At 52.0% G+C, this 20,367-nt stretch carries 21 protein-coding genes and 2 pseudogenes; 15 read left to right on the top strand and 8 right to left on the bottom strand.

The features are described from left to right. Nucleotides 1–3: 3 nt before the first annotated feature. The 4 genes from KI215_RS12125 (at nt 4) to KI215_RS12110 (ending at nt 4,750) form a co-directional block, all read left to right on the top strand. The gene (locus KI215_RS12125; RefSeq protein ID WP_212772983.1) at nt 4–1,068 is read left to right on the top strand and encodes a Gfo/Idh/MocA family protein; all 1,065 of its coding nucleotides are present in this window, start codon (nt 4–6) and stop codon (nt 1,066–1,068) included. Nucleotides 1,069–1,167: 99 nt separating this feature from the next. Then, entirely contained in the window at nt 1,168–2,448 is a 1,281-nt protein-coding gene (locus tag KI215_RS12120) for an ABC transporter substrate-binding protein (protein ID WP_212772982.1), read from the top strand. Nucleotides 2,449–2,600: 152 nt separating this feature from the next. Next, a complete protein-coding gene (locus tag KI215_RS12115) occupies nt 2,601–3,908 on the top strand; it encodes a carbohydrate ABC transporter permease (RefSeq protein ID WP_212772981.1) in 1,308 nt (435 codons plus the stop codon). Between the two features lie 14 nt (nt 3,909–3,922). Next, nucleotides 3,923–4,750 carry a carbohydrate ABC transporter permease gene (locus KI215_RS12110; protein ID WP_212772980.1) on the top strand — a complete coding sequence of 276 codons (828 nt, stop codon included), beginning with the start codon at nt 3,923–3,925 and terminating at the stop codon, nt 4,748–4,750. A gap of 36 nt (nt 4,751–4,786) precedes the next feature. Here KI215_RS12110 and KI215_RS12105 read toward each other — a convergent pair whose 3' ends face one another. Then, nucleotides 4,787–5,260: an Hsp20/alpha crystallin family protein gene (locus KI215_RS12105; protein ID WP_212772979.1), complete on the bottom strand. Its 474-nt coding sequence runs from the start codon at nt 5,258–5,260 to the stop codon at nt 4,787–4,789. A 148-nt stretch (nt 5,261–5,408) separates the two neighbouring features. Between KI215_RS12105 and KI215_RS12100 the strand changes: the two genes are divergently transcribed. Together KI215_RS12100 and KI215_RS12095 are read left to right on the top strand one after the other, a co-directional pair. Continuing rightward, nucleotides 5,409–6,581: a hypothetical protein gene (locus KI215_RS12100; protein ID WP_212772978.1), complete on the top strand. Its 1,173-nt coding sequence runs from the start codon at nt 5,409–5,411 to the stop codon at nt 6,579–6,581. 16 nt (nt 6,582–6,597) lie between these two features. Then, nucleotides 6,598–7,215 carry a histidine phosphatase family protein gene (locus KI215_RS12095; RefSeq protein ID WP_212772977.1) on the top strand — a complete coding sequence of 206 codons (618 nt, stop codon included), beginning with the start codon at nt 6,598–6,600 and terminating at the stop codon, nt 7,213–7,215. A 280-nt stretch (nt 7,216–7,495) separates the two neighbouring features. Here KI215_RS12095 and KI215_RS12090 read toward each other — a convergent pair whose 3' ends face one another. From KI215_RS12090 to KI215_RS12075, 4 genes are all read right to left on the bottom strand, one after another. Continuing rightward, nucleotides 7,496–8,389, bottom strand: a complete 894-nt coding sequence (locus KI215_RS12090) for a diacylglycerol/lipid kinase family protein (protein WP_212772976.1) — start codon at nt 8,387–8,389, stop codon at nt 7,496–7,498. An 88-nt stretch (nt 8,390–8,477) separates the two neighbouring features. Continuing rightward, the gene (locus KI215_RS12085; protein WP_212772975.1) at nt 8,478–8,759 is read right to left on the bottom strand and encodes a hypothetical protein; all 282 of its coding nucleotides are present in this window, start codon (nt 8,757–8,759) and stop codon (nt 8,478–8,480) included. A 95-nt stretch (nt 8,760–8,854) separates the two neighbouring features. Next, a complete protein-coding gene (locus KI215_RS12080; protein ID WP_212772974.1) occupies nt 8,855–10,378 on the bottom strand; it encodes an MDR family MFS transporter in 1,524 nt (507 codons plus the stop codon). Nucleotides 10,379–10,590: 212 nt separating this feature from the next. Further along, complete coding sequence (locus tag KI215_RS12075; RefSeq protein WP_212772973.1) at nt 10,591–11,004, bottom strand: DUF4395 domain-containing protein; 414 nt, start codon at nt 11,002–11,004, stop codon at nt 10,591–10,593. A gap of 245 nt (nt 11,005–11,249) precedes the next feature. Here KI215_RS12075 and KI215_RS12070 point away from each other — a divergent pair, with 245 nt between their 5' ends. The 3 genes from KI215_RS12070 (at nt 11,250) to KI215_RS12060 (ending at nt 13,198) form a co-directional block, all read left to right on the top strand. Then, a complete protein-coding gene (locus tag KI215_RS12070) occupies nt 11,250–11,921 on the top strand; it encodes a class I SAM-dependent methyltransferase (RefSeq protein ID WP_212772972.1) in 672 nt (223 codons plus the stop codon). 343 nt (nt 11,922–12,264) lie between these two features. Next, entirely contained in the window at nt 12,265–12,741 is a 477-nt protein-coding gene (locus KI215_RS12065; RefSeq protein WP_212772971.1) for a PaaI family thioesterase, read from the top strand. A 31-nt stretch (nt 12,742–12,772) separates the two neighbouring features. Next, nucleotides 12,773–13,198 carry an NUDIX hydrolase gene (locus KI215_RS12060; RefSeq protein ID WP_212772970.1) on the top strand — a complete coding sequence of 142 codons (426 nt, stop codon included), beginning with the start codon at nt 12,773–12,775 and terminating at the stop codon, nt 13,196–13,198. A gap of 43 nt (nt 13,199–13,241) precedes the next feature. Here the strand turns inward: KI215_RS12060 and KI215_RS12055 are convergent, their stop codons facing one another. Further along, entirely contained in the window at nt 13,242–13,745 is a 504-nt protein-coding gene (locus KI215_RS12055; RefSeq protein WP_212772969.1) for a GAF domain-containing protein, read from the bottom strand. Nucleotides 13,746–14,125: 380 nt separating this feature from the next. On the opposite strand from KI215_RS12055, the gene KI215_RS12050 reads away from it, so the two are divergent. The 5 genes and pseudogenes from KI215_RS12050 to KI215_RS12035 all read left to right on the top strand — a co-directional run bounded on the left by KI215_RS12050 (nt 14,126) and on the right by KI215_RS12035 (nt 17,443). Next, a complete protein-coding gene (locus KI215_RS12050) occupies nt 14,126–15,241 on the top strand; it encodes an aminopeptidase (RefSeq protein WP_212772968.1) in 1,116 nt (371 codons plus the stop codon). 26 nt (nt 15,242–15,267) lie between these two features. Further along, a pseudogene (locus KI215_RS16125) lies at nt 15,268–15,423 on the top strand (aminopeptidase); the annotation flags it as partial. A gap of 117 nt (nt 15,424–15,540) precedes the next feature. Beyond that, complete coding sequence (locus KI215_RS12045) at nt 15,541–15,795, top strand: AbrB/MazE/SpoVT family DNA-binding domain-containing protein (RefSeq protein ID WP_212772967.1); 255 nt, start codon at nt 15,541–15,543, stop codon at nt 15,793–15,795. A 124-nt stretch (nt 15,796–15,919) separates the two neighbouring features. Further along, entirely contained in the window at nt 15,920–16,954 is a 1,035-nt protein-coding gene (locus KI215_RS12040; RefSeq protein WP_212772966.1) for a M42 family metallopeptidase, read from the top strand. Nucleotides 16,955–16,969: 15 nt separating this feature from the next. Continuing rightward, nucleotides 16,970–17,443: a PaaI family thioesterase gene (locus KI215_RS12035; protein WP_212772965.1), complete on the top strand. Its 474-nt coding sequence runs from the start codon at nt 16,970–16,972 to the stop codon at nt 17,441–17,443. A 125-nt stretch (nt 17,444–17,568) separates the two neighbouring features. Here KI215_RS12035 and KI215_RS16015 read toward each other — a convergent pair. Continuing rightward, nucleotides 17,569–18,649: pseudogene (locus tag KI215_RS16015) on the bottom strand (RNA-guided endonuclease InsQ/TnpB family protein); the annotation flags it as partial. Between the two features lie 229 nt (nt 18,650–18,878). Continuing rightward, nucleotides 18,879–19,253 (bottom strand): molybdopterin-binding protein, encoded by a 375-nt coding sequence (locus KI215_RS12020; protein ID WP_212772962.1) that lies wholly within the window; start codon nt 19,251–19,253, stop codon nt 18,879–18,881. A 120-nt stretch (nt 19,254–19,373) separates the two neighbouring features. On the opposite strand from KI215_RS12020, the gene glsA reads away from it, so the two are divergent. Further along, nucleotides 19,374–20,291 carry a glutaminase A gene (glsA, locus tag KI215_RS12015; protein ID WP_212772961.1) on the top strand — a complete coding sequence of 306 codons (918 nt, stop codon included), beginning with the start codon at nt 19,374–19,376 and terminating at the stop codon, nt 20,289–20,291. Nucleotides 20,292–20,367: the final 76 nt, after the last annotated feature.

Below are 20,367 nucleotides of genomic sequence, written 5' to 3'. Positions count from 1 at the left end.
GTCATGACACAGTCATGGAAGATCGGAATCATCGGCGCAGGTGGGATTTCGGAAGCCCACCTCGCCGCCATCCAAGAGGAGCCTCGTGCGCAAGCCCTCGCCATCGCAGACGTAAACGAGGAAACAGCACGGAAGCGCGCCGACCGGCACGGTATTCCGCACGTTTACACCGATTACCGGGAGATGCTGAAACGGGATGATCTGGATGCAGTCATTCTCTGCCTTCCCAACTTTCTGCATGCCTCGGTAGCGGTGGAGGCGCTGTCCTCAGGCAAACACGTTTTGTGCGAAAAACCGATGGCGCTCAACGCCGACCAGGCGCAGTCGATGGAGGATGCGGCCAAACAGGCGGGCAAAGTGCTGATGGTCGGACAAAACAATCGTTTCCGCGGAGAATCAACGTTACTCAAACGGCTGGTGGATCAAGGCAAGCTGGGAACTGTCTATCATGTGAAAACGGGGTGGATTCGGCGAAACGGCATCCCTGGCTGGGGAAGTTGGTTTACGTCAATGGAGAAGGCGGGGGGTGGCCCCCTCATCGATATCGGTGTACACGTGTTGGATCTGGCACTTTGGTTGATCGACTATCCCCGGCCGGTGACCGTGTTCGGTCAGACGTACAGCGTATTTGGCCCGAAAAAGAAAGGGCTTTTCGGTTGGGGAACCGTGAATGATCAGGGTGTATTTGACGTGGAAGATCTGGCGGTGGCCATGATCAAATTTGAAAACGGTACCACGCTGATCCTGGACGTCAGTTGGGCCGCCCATATTGAGAAAGATCGCGCCTATGTGCAATTGTACGGCGAGGAAGGCGGCGTCAACATGGACTTCAATGCCGGTAAAATCACGCTTTTTCATGAGGAAGCGGGTGTTCCCGTCGATTCGGTGTTGTACCCCGAACGGCAAAATGAACGATTGCTGTTGTTGCAAAATTTCCTGGACGCCGCTGAAGGAAAAGAAGAACCGATTTGCCGGCCGGAACAAGGAGTTTACATTCACCGCATATTGGATGCGATCTATACCTCTTCCCGTACGGGAAAGCCCGTTACATTGGATGAGACCGACTAGGAGGTGGGAAGGAGCAGGTTAACACAAATGGTGGCATCAGCGGTTGTGGTCATCATGAAGTGACGGTAGTAAATGAAACAAACAGGAGGGGAAACACGCATGAAACAGTGGAAAAAATGGGTGAGTGCTGGTCTTGCGTTAACAATGGCGGTATCACTGACGGCTTGCAGCCCGGGTGGTTCCGATGCGGACAGCGGTAGCGGAGGCAAAGTGAAGATCGTCTATGCCCGGGGAAAAGATGTAACGCCGGCAACGAAAAAGATTGTCGAAGCATTTGAAAAAACACACCCCAACATTGATGTCGTCGTGCGGGAGATGCCGGCCGATACGGGTCAGAGCCATGACCAGTACGTGACGATGCTCTCCAGCAAATCGTCTGAAATCGATGTATTCGACTTGGACGTGATTTGGCCTTCGGAGTTTGCCCAGGCGGGCTATCTCTTGCCGCTGGACCGGTTTATCCAAAAAGACCGGATCGATATGAACCAATACGTACCCGGTGCGGTCGAAGCGGGTAAGTTCGAGGGCAAGCAATGGGTGATGCCCAAATTTATCGATGCCGGTCTCTTGTATTACCGCAAAGACCTGATCAAGCAACCGCCGAAAACCTGGGACGAACTGATTCAAATGGCCAAACAGACGAAGGGAAAAGGCGGCACCAAATTCGGTTATCTGATGCAGGCGAAACAATATGAAGGGTTGGTCTGCAACTTCTTGGAGTTCATTTCTGCCTATGGCGGTAAAATCCTGGATGAGCAAGGGCGTGTGGTGATCAACAGCCCGCAAACCATCAAAGGTTTGAAAAAAATGATCGAAGTGACCAAATCTGACTTCGTCCCGAGCAATATCACCACTTTTACTGAGCTGGAATCCCATACCGCCTTCCTGGAAGGTCAATCAGCTTTGATTCGCAACTGGCCGTATATGTATGCACTGGTGCAAGATCCGGCACAGTCCAAAGTGAAGGATAAAGTGGGCGTCGCTCCGTTGCCTGCCGGCGACCATGGCTCGGCTGCCACGTTGGGCGGATGGATGACGGGGATCAACCGATACAGCAAGCATCCGAAAGAGGCTTGGGAACTGGTGAAATTCATGACGGGTCTGGAAGGTCAAAAAATCACGGCGCAATATGGCGGATCGGCACCGACGTATCTGCCGGCATACAATGATCCGGCTGTAAAAAATGCCAACCCGTTGTTCGCCCAAAAGGACTTTGTCAAAGGAGTCAGTGCAGCTGTGCCTCGTCCGGTATCCCCGGATTACCCGAAAATCTCTGACATCATCCAAATTGAAGTTTCCAAAGCCATCGTGGGGAAACAAACGGCGGAACAAGCCGTAAAGAACATGGAGCAAAAACTGAAACAGGTAGTAAAACAGTAAACAAGTGATGGAAAGACCGCGAGATAGTGAGCCGGGAGATCGTTTCACCGTTCCGGTTGTAGACGGGGTACGGCTCCCGGCCTCTTTCAAAGAACCAAGTGGGAGTGGTGGATCTCCCTCCCGATCAGCCTTCAACAAAGTGGTGACGCAACATGAAAATCGGTAAGCGTATGGAGTTGTCGGAAAGGTCGATCGGCTATCTGTTCGTGTTGCCTACGCTGATCATCATTCTGTTGATCGCGATCTGGCCGGTGATCCGTTCTTTTTGGATCAGCTTACATGATGTGCGGTTAAACAATCCGGCCAAAACCGAGATACACGATCAATACGGAATCGATATGGAAGGGTATCTCAATACTGCTCCGTTTTTGATCAGTGCTCTGGATTCTGAAATTCAGCACGCCAAAGCACAGAAAGACCGGCTGCAGGCCATACGGGATGAAGTGCAAAAACTGAGCGATCTTCTCAACCAGGAAAAAGGGGTAAAAAAGCGTTACGATCAAGTAAACGATTTGCTCACGGACTTTAAGCCGGTTCCGCCCGACTTGAAGTATGCCAACATCCAAAACGAGACCGCACAAAAGGTGAAACAGTCGCTTTCGCACATTCGCACTGAACTGGAAGATATGAAAAAACAAGGCGTACTTCAGAAACCGAGAGACGTTATCGGTTTGACGGACGGGTTTCAATCCGCGTTGATTTCACCCAACTATGTCGGACTCCAATACTATCGACAATTTGCTCAAGACCCGCGGATGTGGGCTTCGTTGGAAAACACACTGGTGTTTACCGTGATCTCCGTCGCTTTGGAGTTGGTGTTCGGCTTATGGATTGCGATGTTGTTGAACAAGCAATTTATCGGACGAGGCTGGGTACGTGCTTCCGTGTTGATTCCTTGGGCCATTCCCACGGTCATTTCCGCCTTGATGTGGAAGTTTTTGTTTGACGGTCAAAACGGGATAGTCGCCAAATTGTTCGAGGTACTCCACATCGTGCCCAATATGGGTGAACTGTTGACAACAAAATGGGGGTCGATGTTTGCCATCATCGTCGCCGATGTATGGAAAACCACCCCGTTCATGGCGTTGCTGCTGCTGGCCGGTTTGCAAACCATTCCGCAATCGTTGTATGAAGCGGCGGAAGTGGACGGTGCCAGCAGGTTTCAAAAGTTTGTGAAGATCACGCTCCCGTTGTTGAAGCCGACCATCTTAGTGGCGTTGTTGTTCCGGACATTGGATGCATTCCGGATCTTTGACTTGGTGTATGTGTTGACGGGAGGGGGACCCGGTAATGCGACGGAAACGATTTCGATCTACGCCTACAAAACGATGTTCGCCCAGATGAACTTCGGGGCGGGTTCGGCGTTGTCCGTGATCGTCTTCCTGTGTGTGGCCGTCATCAGCATGGTATTCGTCAAAGTGTTGGGAACCGATTTGGTCCCCAGCGGCCGGAGTAAATAAGGAGTGTGACTGAGATGCAGCAGAAACCGGGGTTTCTGTTTTACCTGATGATCGCCGGGTTTTTGTTCATCATCTTGTTTCCGTTTCTATGGCAGTTGATCACATCCCTCAAGCCGCCGGGTGAACTATTTGGCGATCATGCGTTTCGACCCATCATCGATCATCCCACTTTGGAAAACTACAAGCGCGTGTTTACACAACGGCCGTTCCATCTATATTTGTGGAACAGCTTTGTGGTGGCATCACTGACGACAGTGTACTGCATCGTGATCGCTTCTTTCGCCGCCTATGCGATTGCCCGTCTTCATTTCAGAGGGAAAACGGTGGTTCTCGGATTGGTGCTGGCGGTTTCGATGTTTCCGCAAATCGCCACCATTTCGCCGATCTTTCTGTTTATGCAATCGGTGAAACTGACCAACAGTTATTTGGGTCTGATCATTCCCTACACCACGTTTGCCTTGCCGTTGGCCGTCTGGAACCTGACGACCTTCTTTCAAAAGATTCCTCACGATTTGGAGGAAGCGGCCAAAGTGGACGGGGCAACCGTGTTGCAAACCTTTCGCAAGGTGATCGTGCCGCTGGCAGTACCGGGCACGTTTACCACGGCCATCTTAGTATTCATCGCAGCGTGGAACGAATTTTTCTTTGCGTTGACCATCAATACGGATGAGGCGATGAAAACCGTCCCCCCTGGCATCGCGATGTTCCAAGGGCAATATACAGTCCCTTGGGGGGAGATCTCCGCAGCATCCATCATTGTGACAATCCCGTTGGTGATCATGGTACTGATCTTCCAGCGGCGCATTATCTCCGGCATCACGGCCGGAGCGGTCAAAGAATAAGGATGGGCAGCCGATCCATGGTAACGGATCGGCTTTTTATTTGTCACGCTTGTTCCGTACGCTGATGTGGAGACGGGAGACATCTGGGTTTTTCGGAACAGTGATGTAGAACATCCCGTTTTCGTTTTCGACATGGATTCGTTTAAGGTCTGCATCGGCCGGTAGAGCCAACGATCTACGGAAGGCGCCGTATCGGCTCTCCACCCGATAGAGTCGTGTGTCCTGTCTTTCGGTTTTCCGTCTTTTTTCCCCCCGGATGGTCAATACGCCGTCGTAGACGGTGATCTCAATCTCTTTTGCCTCCATTCCCGGCAGTTCGGCTTCGACTACATATCGGTCCGTCTGTTCCTCGATATTGATTCGTGGAAGGAAATCGGCGGCCCTTCCGAGAAAATCATCTTCAATCTCCCAGGGATCGGAAAAAAAACGCCGGATTGCTTGCGACACATTTTGCCGTAATCGCGCCAAAGGTTTGACATCCGGCTGGTCGGATCGTACCATGGTGCCCATCTTCATCTTCCTTTCGCTAATGTTCTACCATCTATTTTGAGACGGAAAAAACAGATTATGCACCCATGAAAGACATAAAAAGGATAGTGAGGATGTTTTTGTTGCGATAAGATGGAGTACAAACGTTCCATATGAGGGGTGGCGGATATTGGCAGTCCGTTGGACGATGCTGGGGATGTGGTTGCTCGTCAGCTTGTTGGCGGGTTGCCAATGGGGAGACGACTTCCAATCGGGGACACGGGTCTCACATCTTTCCCGTTCGGAATCTGCGGCGTTTGTCCCGTATGCTGACCGGGAGGTGCCGAGTCTTCGTTCATTGATTGCCAGAAAGGGGTTTCAACAGTATGCTTCTCAGCATGCGTATTTGTTGGGGTACAGCTACGATGGCGTCTTTCTGGCAGTGATGACGTTTGATCGGGAGGCACAAGCCTATCGCATTCAGTTGTACCACACCGTACAGCAGAGGATTGAAGAAACGCTGTACGTACCTTCCGCTGAACGGTTGCATGCGACGGATGATTCCCAGAAACAGAGCGAAGCGGAAGAACAATTGCAAATTGCTCAGGAAACCATCGACATGGGGTACCGAATCAAGGCGCCAGCTAAACCTTTGAAATGGCGATTTGATCAGGCTGTGCGCATCCCTGGTCCCGGCAACTATCTCATTCGAACTGACTGGAAAACACCGACTTTGTCCATCCTCGTCCAAGACGGCCAAGGGAGGAAATGGAAGCTGGCGCAACAAGATTGGCGAACATCCGCCCTCCGGCCGGCTTCCGAGATGTATGTGATCCGTCACCCGGATTTTCCCGATCGATGGACGGTAGTGGGTGCTTCGATTGGGGCGCAAAAAGGTCCAGAACCCTTTTTTTGCTCCATGGAGATAGATGCATTGCGACCCGAGCGATCAGAACAGTCGCTCTCCCGGCTGGTCAATACGGTATTGCCTGGCGGGGGAAACATTGTGTTTCGTGGGGAGTTGACCAAGCGCGGGTATGGTGTTCTGTTGGCTGTTCAGGAAGCTTTACCGCCGGCTGTGCGGGAGCCGGGGATTGTGTATCAGGGAATAGCCAAGAGATTTGTTATAATTGACGACAGCGGGCGTGCTGTTGACCAAGGTGGCAGCAACGGGTTGGTTCATCAAGGTAGAATATTGTCAGCCGGTCAATCCTTGTACTATCGGATTGTTTTGATCGCCCGCAACCCCAAGCAAAAAGCCGATCTGTTGCTGGTGGACCAGTTGGAGCCGAATGGAAAAGTCAAACGTACGTTTGAATGGATCTGGGACGAATCGGGACAACGTTTTCAACTGTTGCAATGAGAGGGAGAGGAGAAGCATGGAAACACATTTATGGCTGATTCGCCACGGGGAAACAGTGTACAACCAAGAAAGGCGGATTCAGGGACGTCTTGACATCCCGCTGAATGAAAACGGAAAAGAGCAGGCGCGGTTATTGGCCGAGTGGATGCGCACACGTCCGGTGGATGCTGTATATGCCAGTGATCTCAAGCGTGCGGTGGAAACGGCGGAAGCGATTGCCCGTGTCCACGGGTTGACCGTCAACCCGCTGCAGGGACTGCGGGAGCGGTCGTTTGGGGAGTGGGAAGGCATATCGTTCGAAGAGTTGGAAGAGCAATATCCCGATTGGAAGAAAGTTTGGGCAGAAGGTGGACGCTACGGGGTCGAACGATTTGACGAGTTGAGTCGGCGCATCGCCGAGCAGTGGGAGTGGATCGCCCGACGGCATCCTGGTGCCCATGTGGTCGTTGTCGGCCACGGTAGCAGTATGCATGCCGGTTTGATGGCCATCGCGCATGAGCAGCGCAATGAGTTGAATGTCAGACTGACCAATACGGGAGTGACATCCGTCACCTTCCATCCGGATCACGGTTGGCAATTGGTTCGCATCAACCAAACTGATCATTTGCAGGCGGTAAAATCGGCTGATCGATGAGCAGGGCTGTGTCGTATCTTTGCGAGTCCAATTCAGGTGAGCCTTTTTCCACTTCCTCTGTTTGTTTCGTTCTGCTTAGGGGTTGCCTTGTGAGGAAAAGGCCACCTTTCTTTTTTGAATGGCCTCATTCTGCTTTCAGCTATACAGGAACGTTTGTTTCAACAGACCAAAAAAAGACACGGATGAATCGTAATGCATCCATGTCTTCGATGATCTATGTTCTGATTTTTTTGTGAATGATGATTGGGGGGAATTGTCCGCGAGATCAACCGAATGGTTGTCAAAATGTGTGCTGCTTCCCTACCAGCATCGTCAGATGGTCGGGAAAAACGGAAAGAGTGGCCGGTGTCGTACCTTTCTTTTCCCCGTCGCAATCGATCAATTGCGGCGAGGAGGTTTCAACATGCATTTGGTGGGTCCGAAAATAGAGAACGTCTTCTCCTTCCGGCGGTTTTCCTGCCCAATGAGAGCGGAGCCAGGACCAGAGACTGTCGAAGGAGGCATCCTTCACCAGAAACACGTCCATCAGGCCGTCATCCACACGGCTCGTCGGGAAAAACGTCCGATAACCGCCCAGGTAGGCACCGTTACCGGCGATGAGTAACTGCGCCGGACCGTGATAGGATACGTCATCCGCCTCCAGATGCAATGTAAACGGAGTTGGATTGACGGCATGTTTCAGTGCATTGAAATAGTAGGCCAGCCGCCCGAACCGCTCCTTCTCTTTCGGGTCGATATCCGAGGATACTTCCGTGATGAGACCGATCCCCCAAAAGTTGAGAAAATAGCTTCGACCATCAAACCCCACATCGACCGAACGTTCCCGACCGGACAGGATTTGCTCCGCCGCTTCCATTGGATCTTGGGATATTCCCAGTGTGCGGGAAAAATCATTGCACGTGCCGCCGGGCAAAATGGCCATGTGTGGACGACGGGGGAGCGGTGCCAATGCGTTGACCATTTCTGCTAACGTACCGTCCCCTCCACCGACGACGATCAGATCGGCATTTTCCGCCTCTGCCCGGACAATTTGCGCTCCCTCGCCTGGACGTGCGGTTTGATGGAAGGAAACAGACATGCCCGCCCGACGAAAACGGAGGAGAATTTCGTCGATGGTGGAGAGCAGGGAGCCGTCCCCGGCGTTCGGATTGACGATGAGAACGGTATGTTTCATGTGATATGACATCCTTTTCGTAGAGTGGGAGGGGTGTGTGATTTAATATGGACACTCATTCGATTTTTGAAACGTGACGGGACTGAGATCATCCCAACGGCTTCGTCCAGAGTGAAAATATCGCGATCCATGCCAGGATGTTCAGGAGCAACGTCAGCCCCGCCATGAGGGTGATCACATGCCGCATCTTCCGATATCCCCGTTTGCGTGCCCACAGACCGGCCGGCAGCACATATGCGAGTTGCACAAATCCGAGAAACCACAACGCGGCCCCCTTGGTGACGATGAGCATCAGCGCATGACCGCACAGGATGGAACTGAGCCCAAGTGCGATCTCAACCGTGGTCGAAATACGTCTTATGGGTTTCAAACATCGGCCACCTCCGATTCATTGACTGGGTGGTCATTGACCGGCTGTTCCCGTGGCCCAATTTCTCCTCATCACCTATGTGGACAATCATATGGTTATGGTGTCGTTTCTTCCGGAAACGCCATCGATTGCGCACTTCCTTTGGGTATCCATACGGCAGCCACGATTAACGCCAACAGGCTGAAAACAGTGGCCGTCAAAAAGACCGCGTGCAAGGAGTGCGCCAGCCACCTCCCCATTTCAGCATTCAACCAGGCAGGCAGTTGCGCAAGGGACTCCGGAGAAGTGATTCCCTGCATATGCCGCAACTTGTCGATTGTTTCCGGGCTCCATTCACCTTGATGGGCTTGAATGGACGTCTCTACGGCACGTTTCAACTGGAATGTCATCACAGCTCCCAGAATGGTGACGCCGAAGGCCCCGCCCATCGAACGGGAAAACATCTGAGAGGAGGTGGCAGCTCCACGATCCTGCATGGAAACGGCATTTTGGATGGCCAAAATGTATGTGGTCATGGACAAGCCCAGACCCAAACCCAATGCGCACATGGTTGCCAGCACCCATCCGTACGCGGTGTTCTGTCCCATGCCGACGAATATCAGCGCTGCGGCGACAATCAAGCTTACACCGGTCAATACGACGGGACGGTAGCCGCTTTTCAGTATCCAGCGGCCTGCCGCGATCGAGCCCAACGTCCATCCCAACACTTGCGGCGTGATGGCCAATCCGGCCAATGTCGGGCTTTCGTCCAACACCCCCTGCACAAAAAGGGGAACGAAGGAAATCGCTCCGAACATGCCCATTCCTGTGAGAAATGCGGTCAAATTGCTGGAAGCGATGATCCGGTTCTGCAACAGGCGGATGGGAATGAACGGGTCCTTTACCCGACGTTCCCACTGGATGAGGATCATCAGCAATACGGCCGAGATCGCCATACATCCCCACGGCAAAGGGTTTCGCCAGCCTTTTTCACCAATGAGCAAAGTGGCGTATAATAAACCAAACACGGATATGGTCATCAGTCCCGCTCCGACCACATCGACATGCGGACGTTCTCCGTCTTTACGGTTGGGCAGGTAGACGGCAATGATGCCGATCACCAGCAATCCGACCGGCAAGTTAAACCAGAATAACCAGCGCCAAGAGAAATGTTCCACTGTCCATCCGCCGACGAACGGACCGATAACGGCGGCGACCCCCCATACTGAGGAAAACCATCCTTGCACACGGGCACGCGCTTCAAACGGGAAGATATCCCCGATGATCGTCATCGCTACAGGCAAAACGCCGCCAGCTCCCAGCCCTTGCAACGCACGGAACAAGACGAGTTGTGTCATGGATTGGGACAGTCCACACAACGTCGAACCTAAGACGAACAACAGTACAGCCACGATGAAGACACGTTTTCGTCCGTAGAGATCAGCCAATTTGCCGTAAATGGGAACTGTCGTCGTATTGGCCAACATGAATGCGGAAAACACCCAGCTGTACAGGGAAATTCCACCCAATGCCGTCACAACGGTGGGCATTGCCGCATTGATAATCGTCACTTCCACTGCTGCGAGAAACATGGCGACCATCAATGCCGCCGTGATCATATTGCGTTGGTGCCGATTCATCTTTCTATCGCCTCTCCATCTGCTTCGTTCGGATAATCTTATCCTACCCCATTACTTCGAGTTGCGAAAGAGAGAGAAAAAGAAACCGGGAGCCGTTTCTATACCGCTTCGATCAACAGGTAATGAAGCGATATGGCAACGACTCCCGGGATCAAAGCGTGTTTCAGATTTCTACAGCCCGGATAAAAGGGATTTGGAGACACACTTTCGCATCAGCCTTTTTGACGGCGATGCTTCCACTGCAAATACTGATATCGGATAAAGCAACCGATACAGAACCCGAGAATGGCGATGAAAGCGGCCAAGGCGACCATCACGGCAAAGACGGTGCCCACTGTCGTCCAACCGAGTGTAAATGCGATCAAGCTCACCGCCAGACAGATAACGGAAATCCATTGGTTAAACCGCTGTTGATCGGGGTCTTCCGCCGGATATTGGTCAAGTGGCTTGGACAGAAACGGACTCGCCAGCCAAAATGCGGGGTTTTTTCCGGTTGACAAGCTAATGATCCCCACCAAGAGCGGAATGACCAAGATCCAGGGTTGAGAGAACAACAGAGCAGCCAACACTGTAAACACGATCATCCATTGATTGGTACGGACAAAAGGGAGTGGGATGCCGGACATGATATCCACCACTTTTCCGAGTGATTATGTAAGATTTATGATGCCATCAATTTGGATTGTTGACAAGGGGGAAAATGGTTGATGTGACAAAATGTTGAGAGCGTGTCCGTCGAGTTTTGAATCCACGCAACCTTGGGGGCATGCGTTTTTTTCCATTGATGGGAACAATGGATGGTGTTAAGATTCCACTTGGAAAACTGACTAATTCGATAGGATTAAGGAATATTTGCCGAGGAGGCCATGTGATGACAAACGAACCGCGTTTTAACGATTTGTTCGATCAATGGGCCGAGGATTACGATCATGCTGTATCCGGCGGTCATCCGGAATATATCGAGGTGTTTGAGGGATATGCCGATATTTTGAAGACAGTGGTAGAATCGCTCTCCCTTCCCAAAGGGAGTGTCGTGATGGAATTCGGTGTCGGTACCGGCAATTTGTCACGTTTGCTCCTGGCGGCGGGATACCGTGTGATCGGGATTGAACCGTCTGCTGCCATGCGGGAAAAGGCGAAAAGCAAACTGCCGGATCTGGAGCTCTATGAAGGGCATTTTCTGCACGTTCCGGACGGTCTTCCGCCCGTGGACGGGATTGTCAGTACGTATGCGTTTCACCATCTGACGGATGACGAAAAAGACAGGGCGCTTCGGGATTTCGCGCGTCGGCTCCGGCCAGGCGGAAGAATTGTGTTTGCCGATACCGTTTTTCGGGATGAAGCCACGAAACGGGCCATGCAACAGGAAGCCGAGGAACGTGGATTTCATGAGCTTGCACTGGATTTGAAACGAGAATATTATCCGGTAGTGGAACGTTTGGAGAGTGCTTTCCGTCAGGCGGGCCTTACCGTTTGTCTGAAGCAGTTGAACCGATATGTGTGGCTGATGGTGGCTGAGCAAAGGGGAGGAAACCCAGGTTAAAAACCTGGGCAGGTTGTGGATCAAGTTTGCGGGTTCCGATTACCCGTCTCTGCTCTGTAGTGACGGTTAGAGTCGCTTGATAGGACCAAATCCTCCATAAGAGGGGTAGCCGTTTTCCCACGAGCCACCTTTGAGTGTTTACGAAATAGGAGCAGTGAAAACAGTTCACTCGAGATCACGATGGGTAGATTATGGTGTCAGCAGTCTCCCCAGGTCGAACGCCTGGGTTTTTTCATTCGCTAGTCACCGTTTTTTGCTATACTATGCGTATGGGCGAAAGTATCGCTCAGTGTGAAGGGTTACATATTTCATCCGTATATTTCGTCAAAAGAGGGATTTGATCATGACAAGAGAAGGATTGCTGCAGGAGTTGCAAGATCTGAACGAACAGGAAATCCAGACGATCTACAAAATGGTGCAGGCACTCAAGCGTTCGCGGGTCAGCCCGTTGGCATATATTGAAGAGCTGATGAATTTTCGGTCGGATGGCTACGATGAAAAAGAGGGCGTTTATGTTCACCGGATGTTGGTAACCGAAGAGCTGAAAAATCGCTACAAAATGCTGCACGGGGGAATCACGACCACTTTTATCGACACGGCCATGGGTTACACCGTGTTTCAAGCGTTCGGTTATGAGCGCCGCGCTGTGACACTGGATTTAAATGTGCACTTCCTGGCACCGGCTCAGGATGGTTGGCTGACTGCACAAACCCGTGTGGTGAAAAGTGGCCGGACCATCATCGTGTTGGAAGCGAAAGTGACGGATGAAAACGGCAAACTGATCGCGACGGCGACCGGCGATTTCTTCAGGTTGGCGTAGCGGAAACAGAAAAAAGGGCTGGTGGGATGCGATGAAAAAACCGTATAAAATCGCGGCCAAAGCGATCATCTTTGATCAGGGACGGGTGTTGGTACTGCGAAAATCAACGGAGGAACGCAGTGCCAGAGACAATCACGGCTGGGATTTTCCCGGCGGTGGATTGGAACCCGAGGAGCCATTGATGGACGCATTGGCCAGAGAAGTACGGGAAGAAACGGGATTACAGGTAAAAGTCGTCGCGCCCGCCTACATTTATGACGAGATTCAAGAAGAAAAGCATCTGATTATCATCAAGTTCGCTTGCCATCAACCGACTGGAACACTCCGGTTGAGTGCCGAGCATGACAGCTACCATTGGATTGCGCTGGACGAACTGGACACGGCTCCGTTTCCTGAGTGGATGAAGGAGGAAATCAAACGGGCGCATCGGGTGTATACACAATTTCTCACCAAGTAGTTCATATGAAATGCCCTGGCTCCAATGAGCGCAGGGCATATTTTCAACCTTTCAGGATCGGGGACCAATCGATGCTGTTTGTGACGATTCGGGCGAATTGTTCCAGATATCGCTGGTCTTCCTCGTCGAAACGGGCTTCAATCGGACTGTCGATATCCAACACAGCTACCAGCTGGTCGTCCTTGAACATCGGCACCACGATTTCAGATCGGGTGGCAGCATCACAAGCGATATGTCCGGGGAATTTCAACACATCCCGGACCAGTTGCGTACGGCGCTCAGAGGCTGCCGTTCCACAAACACCTTTGCCGAACGGAATGCGGATACAGGCCGGTTTGCCCATAAACGGCCCCAGCACCAGTTCGTCACCGCGGTTCAGATAATAACCGGCCCAGTTTACTTGCTCTAAAGACAGATACAAGAGGGATGCGGTGTTGGCCAGATTGGCCACCATGTCCCGTTCCCCTTCCACCAGGTGGCCCACCTGTTTCAACAGATTTTCATATCGTGAGATACGGTCGCCTTCGATCTGCTCAAAGTGAAACATGAGTGAAAACTCCTTTGTTGCAATTTGGCTGATCCCAGACTGTGTGAAAAACTGCGGACGTTGCCGCGAACAACGACTCAGCAGTGAGATCGGTTGCACCTTTTCCCCATCATTGTAACGAAACGGGGTCGGTTTCGCTATACCCGTAATCAGCTTTCCCAAAACCGCTAAGGCGTGTCTGGTTATTCCGTAAAACGAAACGTACTTTGCCCGCGTCCTACGCTGACCGGGCTGGAGCGGTCATCATCTGCTTTGCTGCAGGGCGCAGGTGGAGCGAACCGGGAAAGAATTCACCAAACATACCCCAGGTGTCCAAACGCTTTCACCCATGATACAATCGAAGGGAAAGCGGTCAGGCAGCGGAAAAGGAGGAATCGACCATGCAAGACCCACGGTTATCGCAATTGGCAAAAGTATTGGTGCATCATTCCTGCAGGGTGAAACAGGGCGACAACGTGTTGATCGACGTGTTCGGACCGGACCACGATCTTGTACGGGCGTTGATCCCGGAAATCCGTGCAGCCGGTGGGTATCCGTTTGTTCAACTACATAACCATGCATTGATCCGAGCGATGTTGCTGGACACCGATGAGGAGCACATGAAACGTTTGGGCGAAATCGGCCTGTATCAGATGAAACGAATGGATTGCTATATCGGCATTCGCGGCGGACAAAACATCAGCGAACTGTCCGACGTTCCGGCTGCCCATATGAAGTGGTATATGGAACATTTCAACCATCCCGTCCACACAGAACAGCGGGTGAAACACACGCGGTGGGTGGTGTTGCGTTATCCCAATCCGTCGATGGCCCAGCTGGCCAACATGAGCACGGAGGCATTTGAAGATTTCTATTTCCGTGTCTGCACGTTGGACTACGAGCGGATGGCCAAAGCGATGGAACCGTTGGTGAAGCGGATGGAGCAGGCCAAGGAAGTGCGGATTGTCGGCCCGGGGACGGATCTGACTTTCTCCATCGAGGGTATGCCGGCCATACCTTGCTACGGACAGTGCAACATCCCCGACGGGGAAGTGTACACCGCTCCTGTTCGTAACTCCGTGAACGGAACGATCACGTTCAATACGCCAACGGTTTATCACGGGGTGAACTTTGAGAACGTCCGCTTGCGCTTTGTCGACGGCAAGATTGTGGAAGCGACGGCCAATGACACCAAACGGTTGAACGAAATTCTGGATACGGACGAAGGGGCGCGCTACATCGGGGAATTCAGCTTGGGCTTCCACCCGTACATCCGCCACCCGATGAAGGATATCCTCTTTGATGAAAAGATCGACGGCAGTTTCCACTTCACGCCGGGAAGCGCCTATGAGGATTGCGACAACGGCAACCGTTCGGCGATTCATTGGGACATGGTCTCGATTCAACGGGAAGACTACGGCGGAGGAGAAATCTACTTCGACGGTGAACTGATCCGTAAAAACGGCCGTTTCGTCGTGCCGGACTTGGAACCGCTCAACCCTGAAAACCTGGGGTAATCCAACCATGCAAGACCCGCGGTTATCGAACGGCCATTCATTGGGATTTGATCTCAATCCAACGGGAGGACTACGGAAGAGGAGAAATCTACTTCGACGGCGAACTGATCCGCAAAAACGGCCGTTTCGTCGTACCGGACTTGGAATCGCTCAACCCCGAAAATCTGGACATTTCCGCATAAAATGGGTTCAAATCTCGTAAATAGGGAAAATGTTAGTAGATTTGAAGAGAACTGCAAGTATCCAGTAGGATTTTCTCGCTTTCAATATTCCAGGAGACCAAAAAGGAGTGGTTGGGCATGAAAGCTACGGGGATTGTCAGAAAGGTAGACGAGCTGGGGCGGATCGTCTTGCCGGTGGAATTGCGCCGTACGTTAGATATTGATGTGAAAGACCCGGTGGAAATCTATGTGGACGGCGAAAATATCATTCTGAAGAAATACAGTCCTTCTTGTCTGTTTTGCGGCCAAGTGGAAAATGTCATCTCCTACAAAGGGAAAAACGTGTGCCAAACTTGCGTGGAAGAATTGGTCTCCATGAAGGATCGTGCGTAACCGGTCGGGCAGGTAAGCCCGTTTTGCCGGTTTCTCCCCTCGCCCCATCGGCCTGTTTTTGCAGGCCTCTTTTTTTTGTCTCTTGTCCGCTGGTATAATCCGGAATAGGAGAGGAGGATGAAAAGTGGAGGAACAATTGATCTCCACCTTGGTTGAATTGCTGAACATCCCGAGTCCGACGGGGAGAGCCGACGCTGCCATTACATATGTAGAGGAGCGCTTGAAAGACTTGCCGTATTCGCTGGTCCGCACGCGCAAAGGAGGGCTGTTGCCCGAGATTCCGGGAAAGGATGAGGAGACGATCCGGTTTATCACCGCCCATGTGGACACACTGGGGGCGATGGTGAAACAGATCAAAGAGAGCGGTCGTTTGCGGATCACTGCCATCGGGGGTGTGACCTGGCACTCACTCGATGGGGAAGGTTGCACGATTGAAACACGGTCCGGACAGCGCTTCAGGGGAACGATTTTGGCTACTCATTCTTCCCCTCATGTCTATGCCGATGCCCGGTTGCAACAGCGAACGGAAGAAAACATGGAGGTCCGCTTGGATGCCCGTGTCTGTGATGCTGATGAGGTGCGCCGACTGGGAATCAGCGTGGGTGATTTTGTCTTCTTTGATCCGCGTGTAGAAGTGACGGAAACCGGATTTGTCAAATCGCGTCATCTGGATGACAAAGCCAGTGTGGCTGTTTTGATCGAACTCATCCGCCGGATTGCCGATGAAGGGTGGGTTCCACCGGTTACGACACACATTTTTTTCAGCAATTACGAAGAAGTGGGACACGGCGCCAATGCGATGATCTCGGATAAAGTGCGGGAATATTTAGCCGTCGACATGGGTGCGATCGGAGAGGGGCAGGAATCAGACGAATTCAGCGTCTCCATCTGCGCCAAGGATTCCTCGGGACCTTATCATTTCGGCTTGCGGCAAAAGCTGGTCCATCTTGCGGAAGAGCACGGCATTCGCTATCGGGTCGACTTGTATCCGCGGTACAGATCGGATGCCAGCGCCGCTTTGCAGGCAGGACACGACCTCATCTGGGGACTGATCGGTCCCGGGGTGGATGCGTCCCACGCATATGAACGGACTCACCGTGAGGCATTGGTCCATACGTATCGGTTATTGTATCATTACCTTCAAACACCGTCACTTTAGAGAGGGAACTTCGCGATGTGGGATGAAATAAGGGAAGTACTGGTAAACGGCAGTGAGGAAGAAAAAGAGTTGTTTCGACTTACTTTACAGGCCATCCGGCAAAAACGGGAGAGGCAAAGTGCGTATCCATCCGGATTCATGGGCTTGTCTGGCAGATTTGTGAGTCCCGGAGTGTATGAATTTCGGGTGTCCGTCACTCCTTATCTGCTCAACCGTGGCGGCGTGGTCCACGGCGGTATGACTGCCTTGTTGGCTGATTCCACGATGGGGTCCTTGATCAACCGTTCGTTGCCGGACGACCAGTTTGCCGTGACATCGGAGATGAAGATCCATTATCTCAGTCCGGGGCGGGGCAAAGAACTGATTTCACGCGCCACCTTGCTGGATTTGCGGCATCCGTTTGCCGTCGCCTCCTGCACGATTACCGATGAGCGGGAGAGAAAAGTCGCCTACGCCACCGGTACATTTTTCATCGGAACTCGCAGGTGACTTGCTCCACACGACCAAACACCAGAGGCACTCCCTTTGATCGCCGTGGGCTTCTCGCTTCATCTGGCGTGGCAACCCACATCCATCCACGATGGCTTTGTCCAAGCCTAGAAAAGGTTTCATTCTCATTGTCCGTATCTCGGCTCAGGAACGTATCCCATCGCTTTCTGTAGGATATTTCTCGCGGCATTGACATCTCTGTCTGCTACATATCCACATGAGCAACGATGGGTACGTTCTTTTAATGTCTTCTTTACGATCCGACCGCACTCCGAGCAAACTTGCGACGTGCTGCGAGGATCCACTTCCATCACTTGCTTACCGGCCCACTCTGCCTTGTAAGCCGTAAATTGAACCAGCATCCTCCCACCTGCGTCTGCAATGCTCTTGGCAAAATGGTGATTTTTCACCATCCCCCGAATGTTTAAGTCTTCAAAGGCAATCCCATCGTAGTTGTCCACCAAATATCGGCTGATTTTGTGAGCGGCGTCTTTCCTCTGATTGGCTATGTATTCATGGCATTTGGCCAATATCGCAACTGCTTTTCTCCAACGATGGGAGCCCTCTGCGGGAAACCATCCGTTGGAGCCATTTCAACTTTCTTTCCGACTGACGAAGATACTTGGGGTGGTCGAAATATTCTCCATCAGAGGTCACAGCAAGATGTTTGATCCCCAAATCCACTCCTACTTGCTTACCAGTACTTGTAGATTTGGCTTTCACCTCACACGAGAAGCAAGCATAGTACTTGCCGTTTTTCCGCTTGATGGAGCAAGTCTTGATCTTTCCTTCGATCCGGCGGTGTAGCTTGATTCTCACATCGCCGATTTTGGAGAGTTTCAGATACTTTCCATCCAGTTTGTAGCCAGCTTGAGGATAGGTGAAGCTATCGTATCGGTTCTTACCCTGAAAGCGAGGGTATCCCGGCTTTTCCCCACGCTCAATACGACGGAAAAACGCTTGAAATGCTTTGTCCAACCGCTTGGCTACGTCTTGAAGAACCTGGGAAAGGATCTCTTTGAACTCCGGGATCTCCTTCTTGAGTGCTGGGAGTTCTACTGCTTGCTTGTGATAGTTCAACGCGATTCTACGTCTTTTGTAGGCGAACTTTCGTTGTTCAAGCATGGAGTTGTAGAGCCAGCGGCACATGTAAAGTGTCCATTCCATTTTCTCGATTTGCTCTTTCGTTGGTTTCAGCCTGAATTTGTAGGTTCTTATCACTGTGATCAACTCTTTATACAGTCTTTTCTAGTATGATACAAGATTCTACCAGCATTTTCAGAATGGATCAGAAGGGCATTCGAACAATGTCGGACTTGCGAGAGCTGAAGCCCTCCCTCGTCCGACACTCCTTTCATCCCAACCCTGAAGGGCTGGTTTTCCGCTTGCTCTTTATAAACAACCATCCCCTGCGGCATGAGCCCGCCGGGGATGGTTATTTTACTTTGACGACTTCCAGCTTGGTCAGATATCCGATCGGTTGACCTGCCAGATTTCCTTTCTGCAGGTACAACAGCGCCGGGCCGTCCGGGCGAATCGGCTTGCCGTCGCGAGTGAAACGTAAAATGCCCGAACGCGCTTCTTCCAGAGTGATTTTGATTTGATTGCCGTCGGATTGGTGACAGATGACATGGGTGGCATCTGGATCAGGTTCGGCATGCTCCAGAAAGATGGACAGTTTCATCCCGTAACCCTCGACGCCCGGAAAATATTTTTCCATGGGAATTTTGCGTTCGTCCACGATCCATATCGTCGGATCGAGGTTGATCTGAAAACGGACCGCTCCAGTGATCAAAATGACTTCGTTCATATGATGTCGGCTCCCTTGTCTGGATGATATATCAGGCATGTTTCATTATACATGATCGGCTTGATGCAAAAAATAGGATATAAGGACGATCAGCCCGCAAGCAGTCGAGGAGGAAAACAGATGAGACACCCCCTGTTGGAAGAGCTGGTGGCCAAACACCGGCCAGATACGAAGGGCGGCAAGGTGGCGGATTATATCCCCGCACTCAGCCGACAAAATCCATCCGTACTGGGCATCGCGACGGTCACACCCGATCAGGAATTGATGTACGGCGGAGATGCACCGGAGGTATCATTCACTATGCAAAGCATCTCCAAAGTGATCAGTTTGGTGTTGGCGTTGATGGATCATGGAGAAGAGACGGTATTTTCCCAAGTGGGCATGGAACCGACGGGGGACCCGTTCAATTCGTTGTACAAACTGGAAATGATGAGTCCGCCCAAGCCGCTCAATCCCATGATCAACGCCGGTGCAATGGTTGTCAGTTCCCTGGTGAAAGGATCGGGTGTGGAAGATCGGGTCGGTCGTCTGCTGGATCTGGTACGGGCGATGGCGGACAATCCCGATATCGAAGTGGACGAAGAAGTGTTCCGATCCGAATATGAAACCGCGCACCGTAACCGTTCCATCGCCTACTTTTTGAAGGAGTACGACCAGATCGGCGATGTGGAAGAAACCCTGCAGGTGTATGTGCGGCAATGTGCCATTCGTGTCACCTGCGAGGATTTGGCGAGGATCGGTCTGAGCCTGGCACAGTATGGGCGTTCCGTAACCGGGGAACAGATTATCCCACAATCGATCGCCAGGTTGGTGAAAACTTTTATGGTGACATGCGGGATGTACAATGCGTCGGGGGAATTTGCCATCCGGGTCGGTATTCCCGCCAAAAGCGGCGTTTCGGGGGGGATCTTGGCTTCCGTGCCCGGTAAGATGGGGATCGGCATCTACAGCCCCGCATTGGACGACAAAGGAAACAGCCGCGCCGGTGTTCGGTTGTTACAGAGTCTCTCGCGGGCATGGCAACTGAGCATTTTTTGATGGGACGGTTTGGGAGAAGGGTGGCCTGATTGAGGGACAACTGGAGATCAAACTTATCAGACACACTTGATTCCGC

Origin of the sequence: Polycladomyces abyssicola (genome assembly GCF_018326425.1) — a bacterium.
Taxonomy (GTDB): Bacteria; Bacillota; Bacilli; order Thermoactinomycetales; family JIR-001; genus Polycladomyces; species Polycladomyces abyssicola.
The sequence above is the reverse complement of the archived record's forward strand: the minus strand, read 5'-3'. Positions and strand labels throughout refer to the sequence as shown.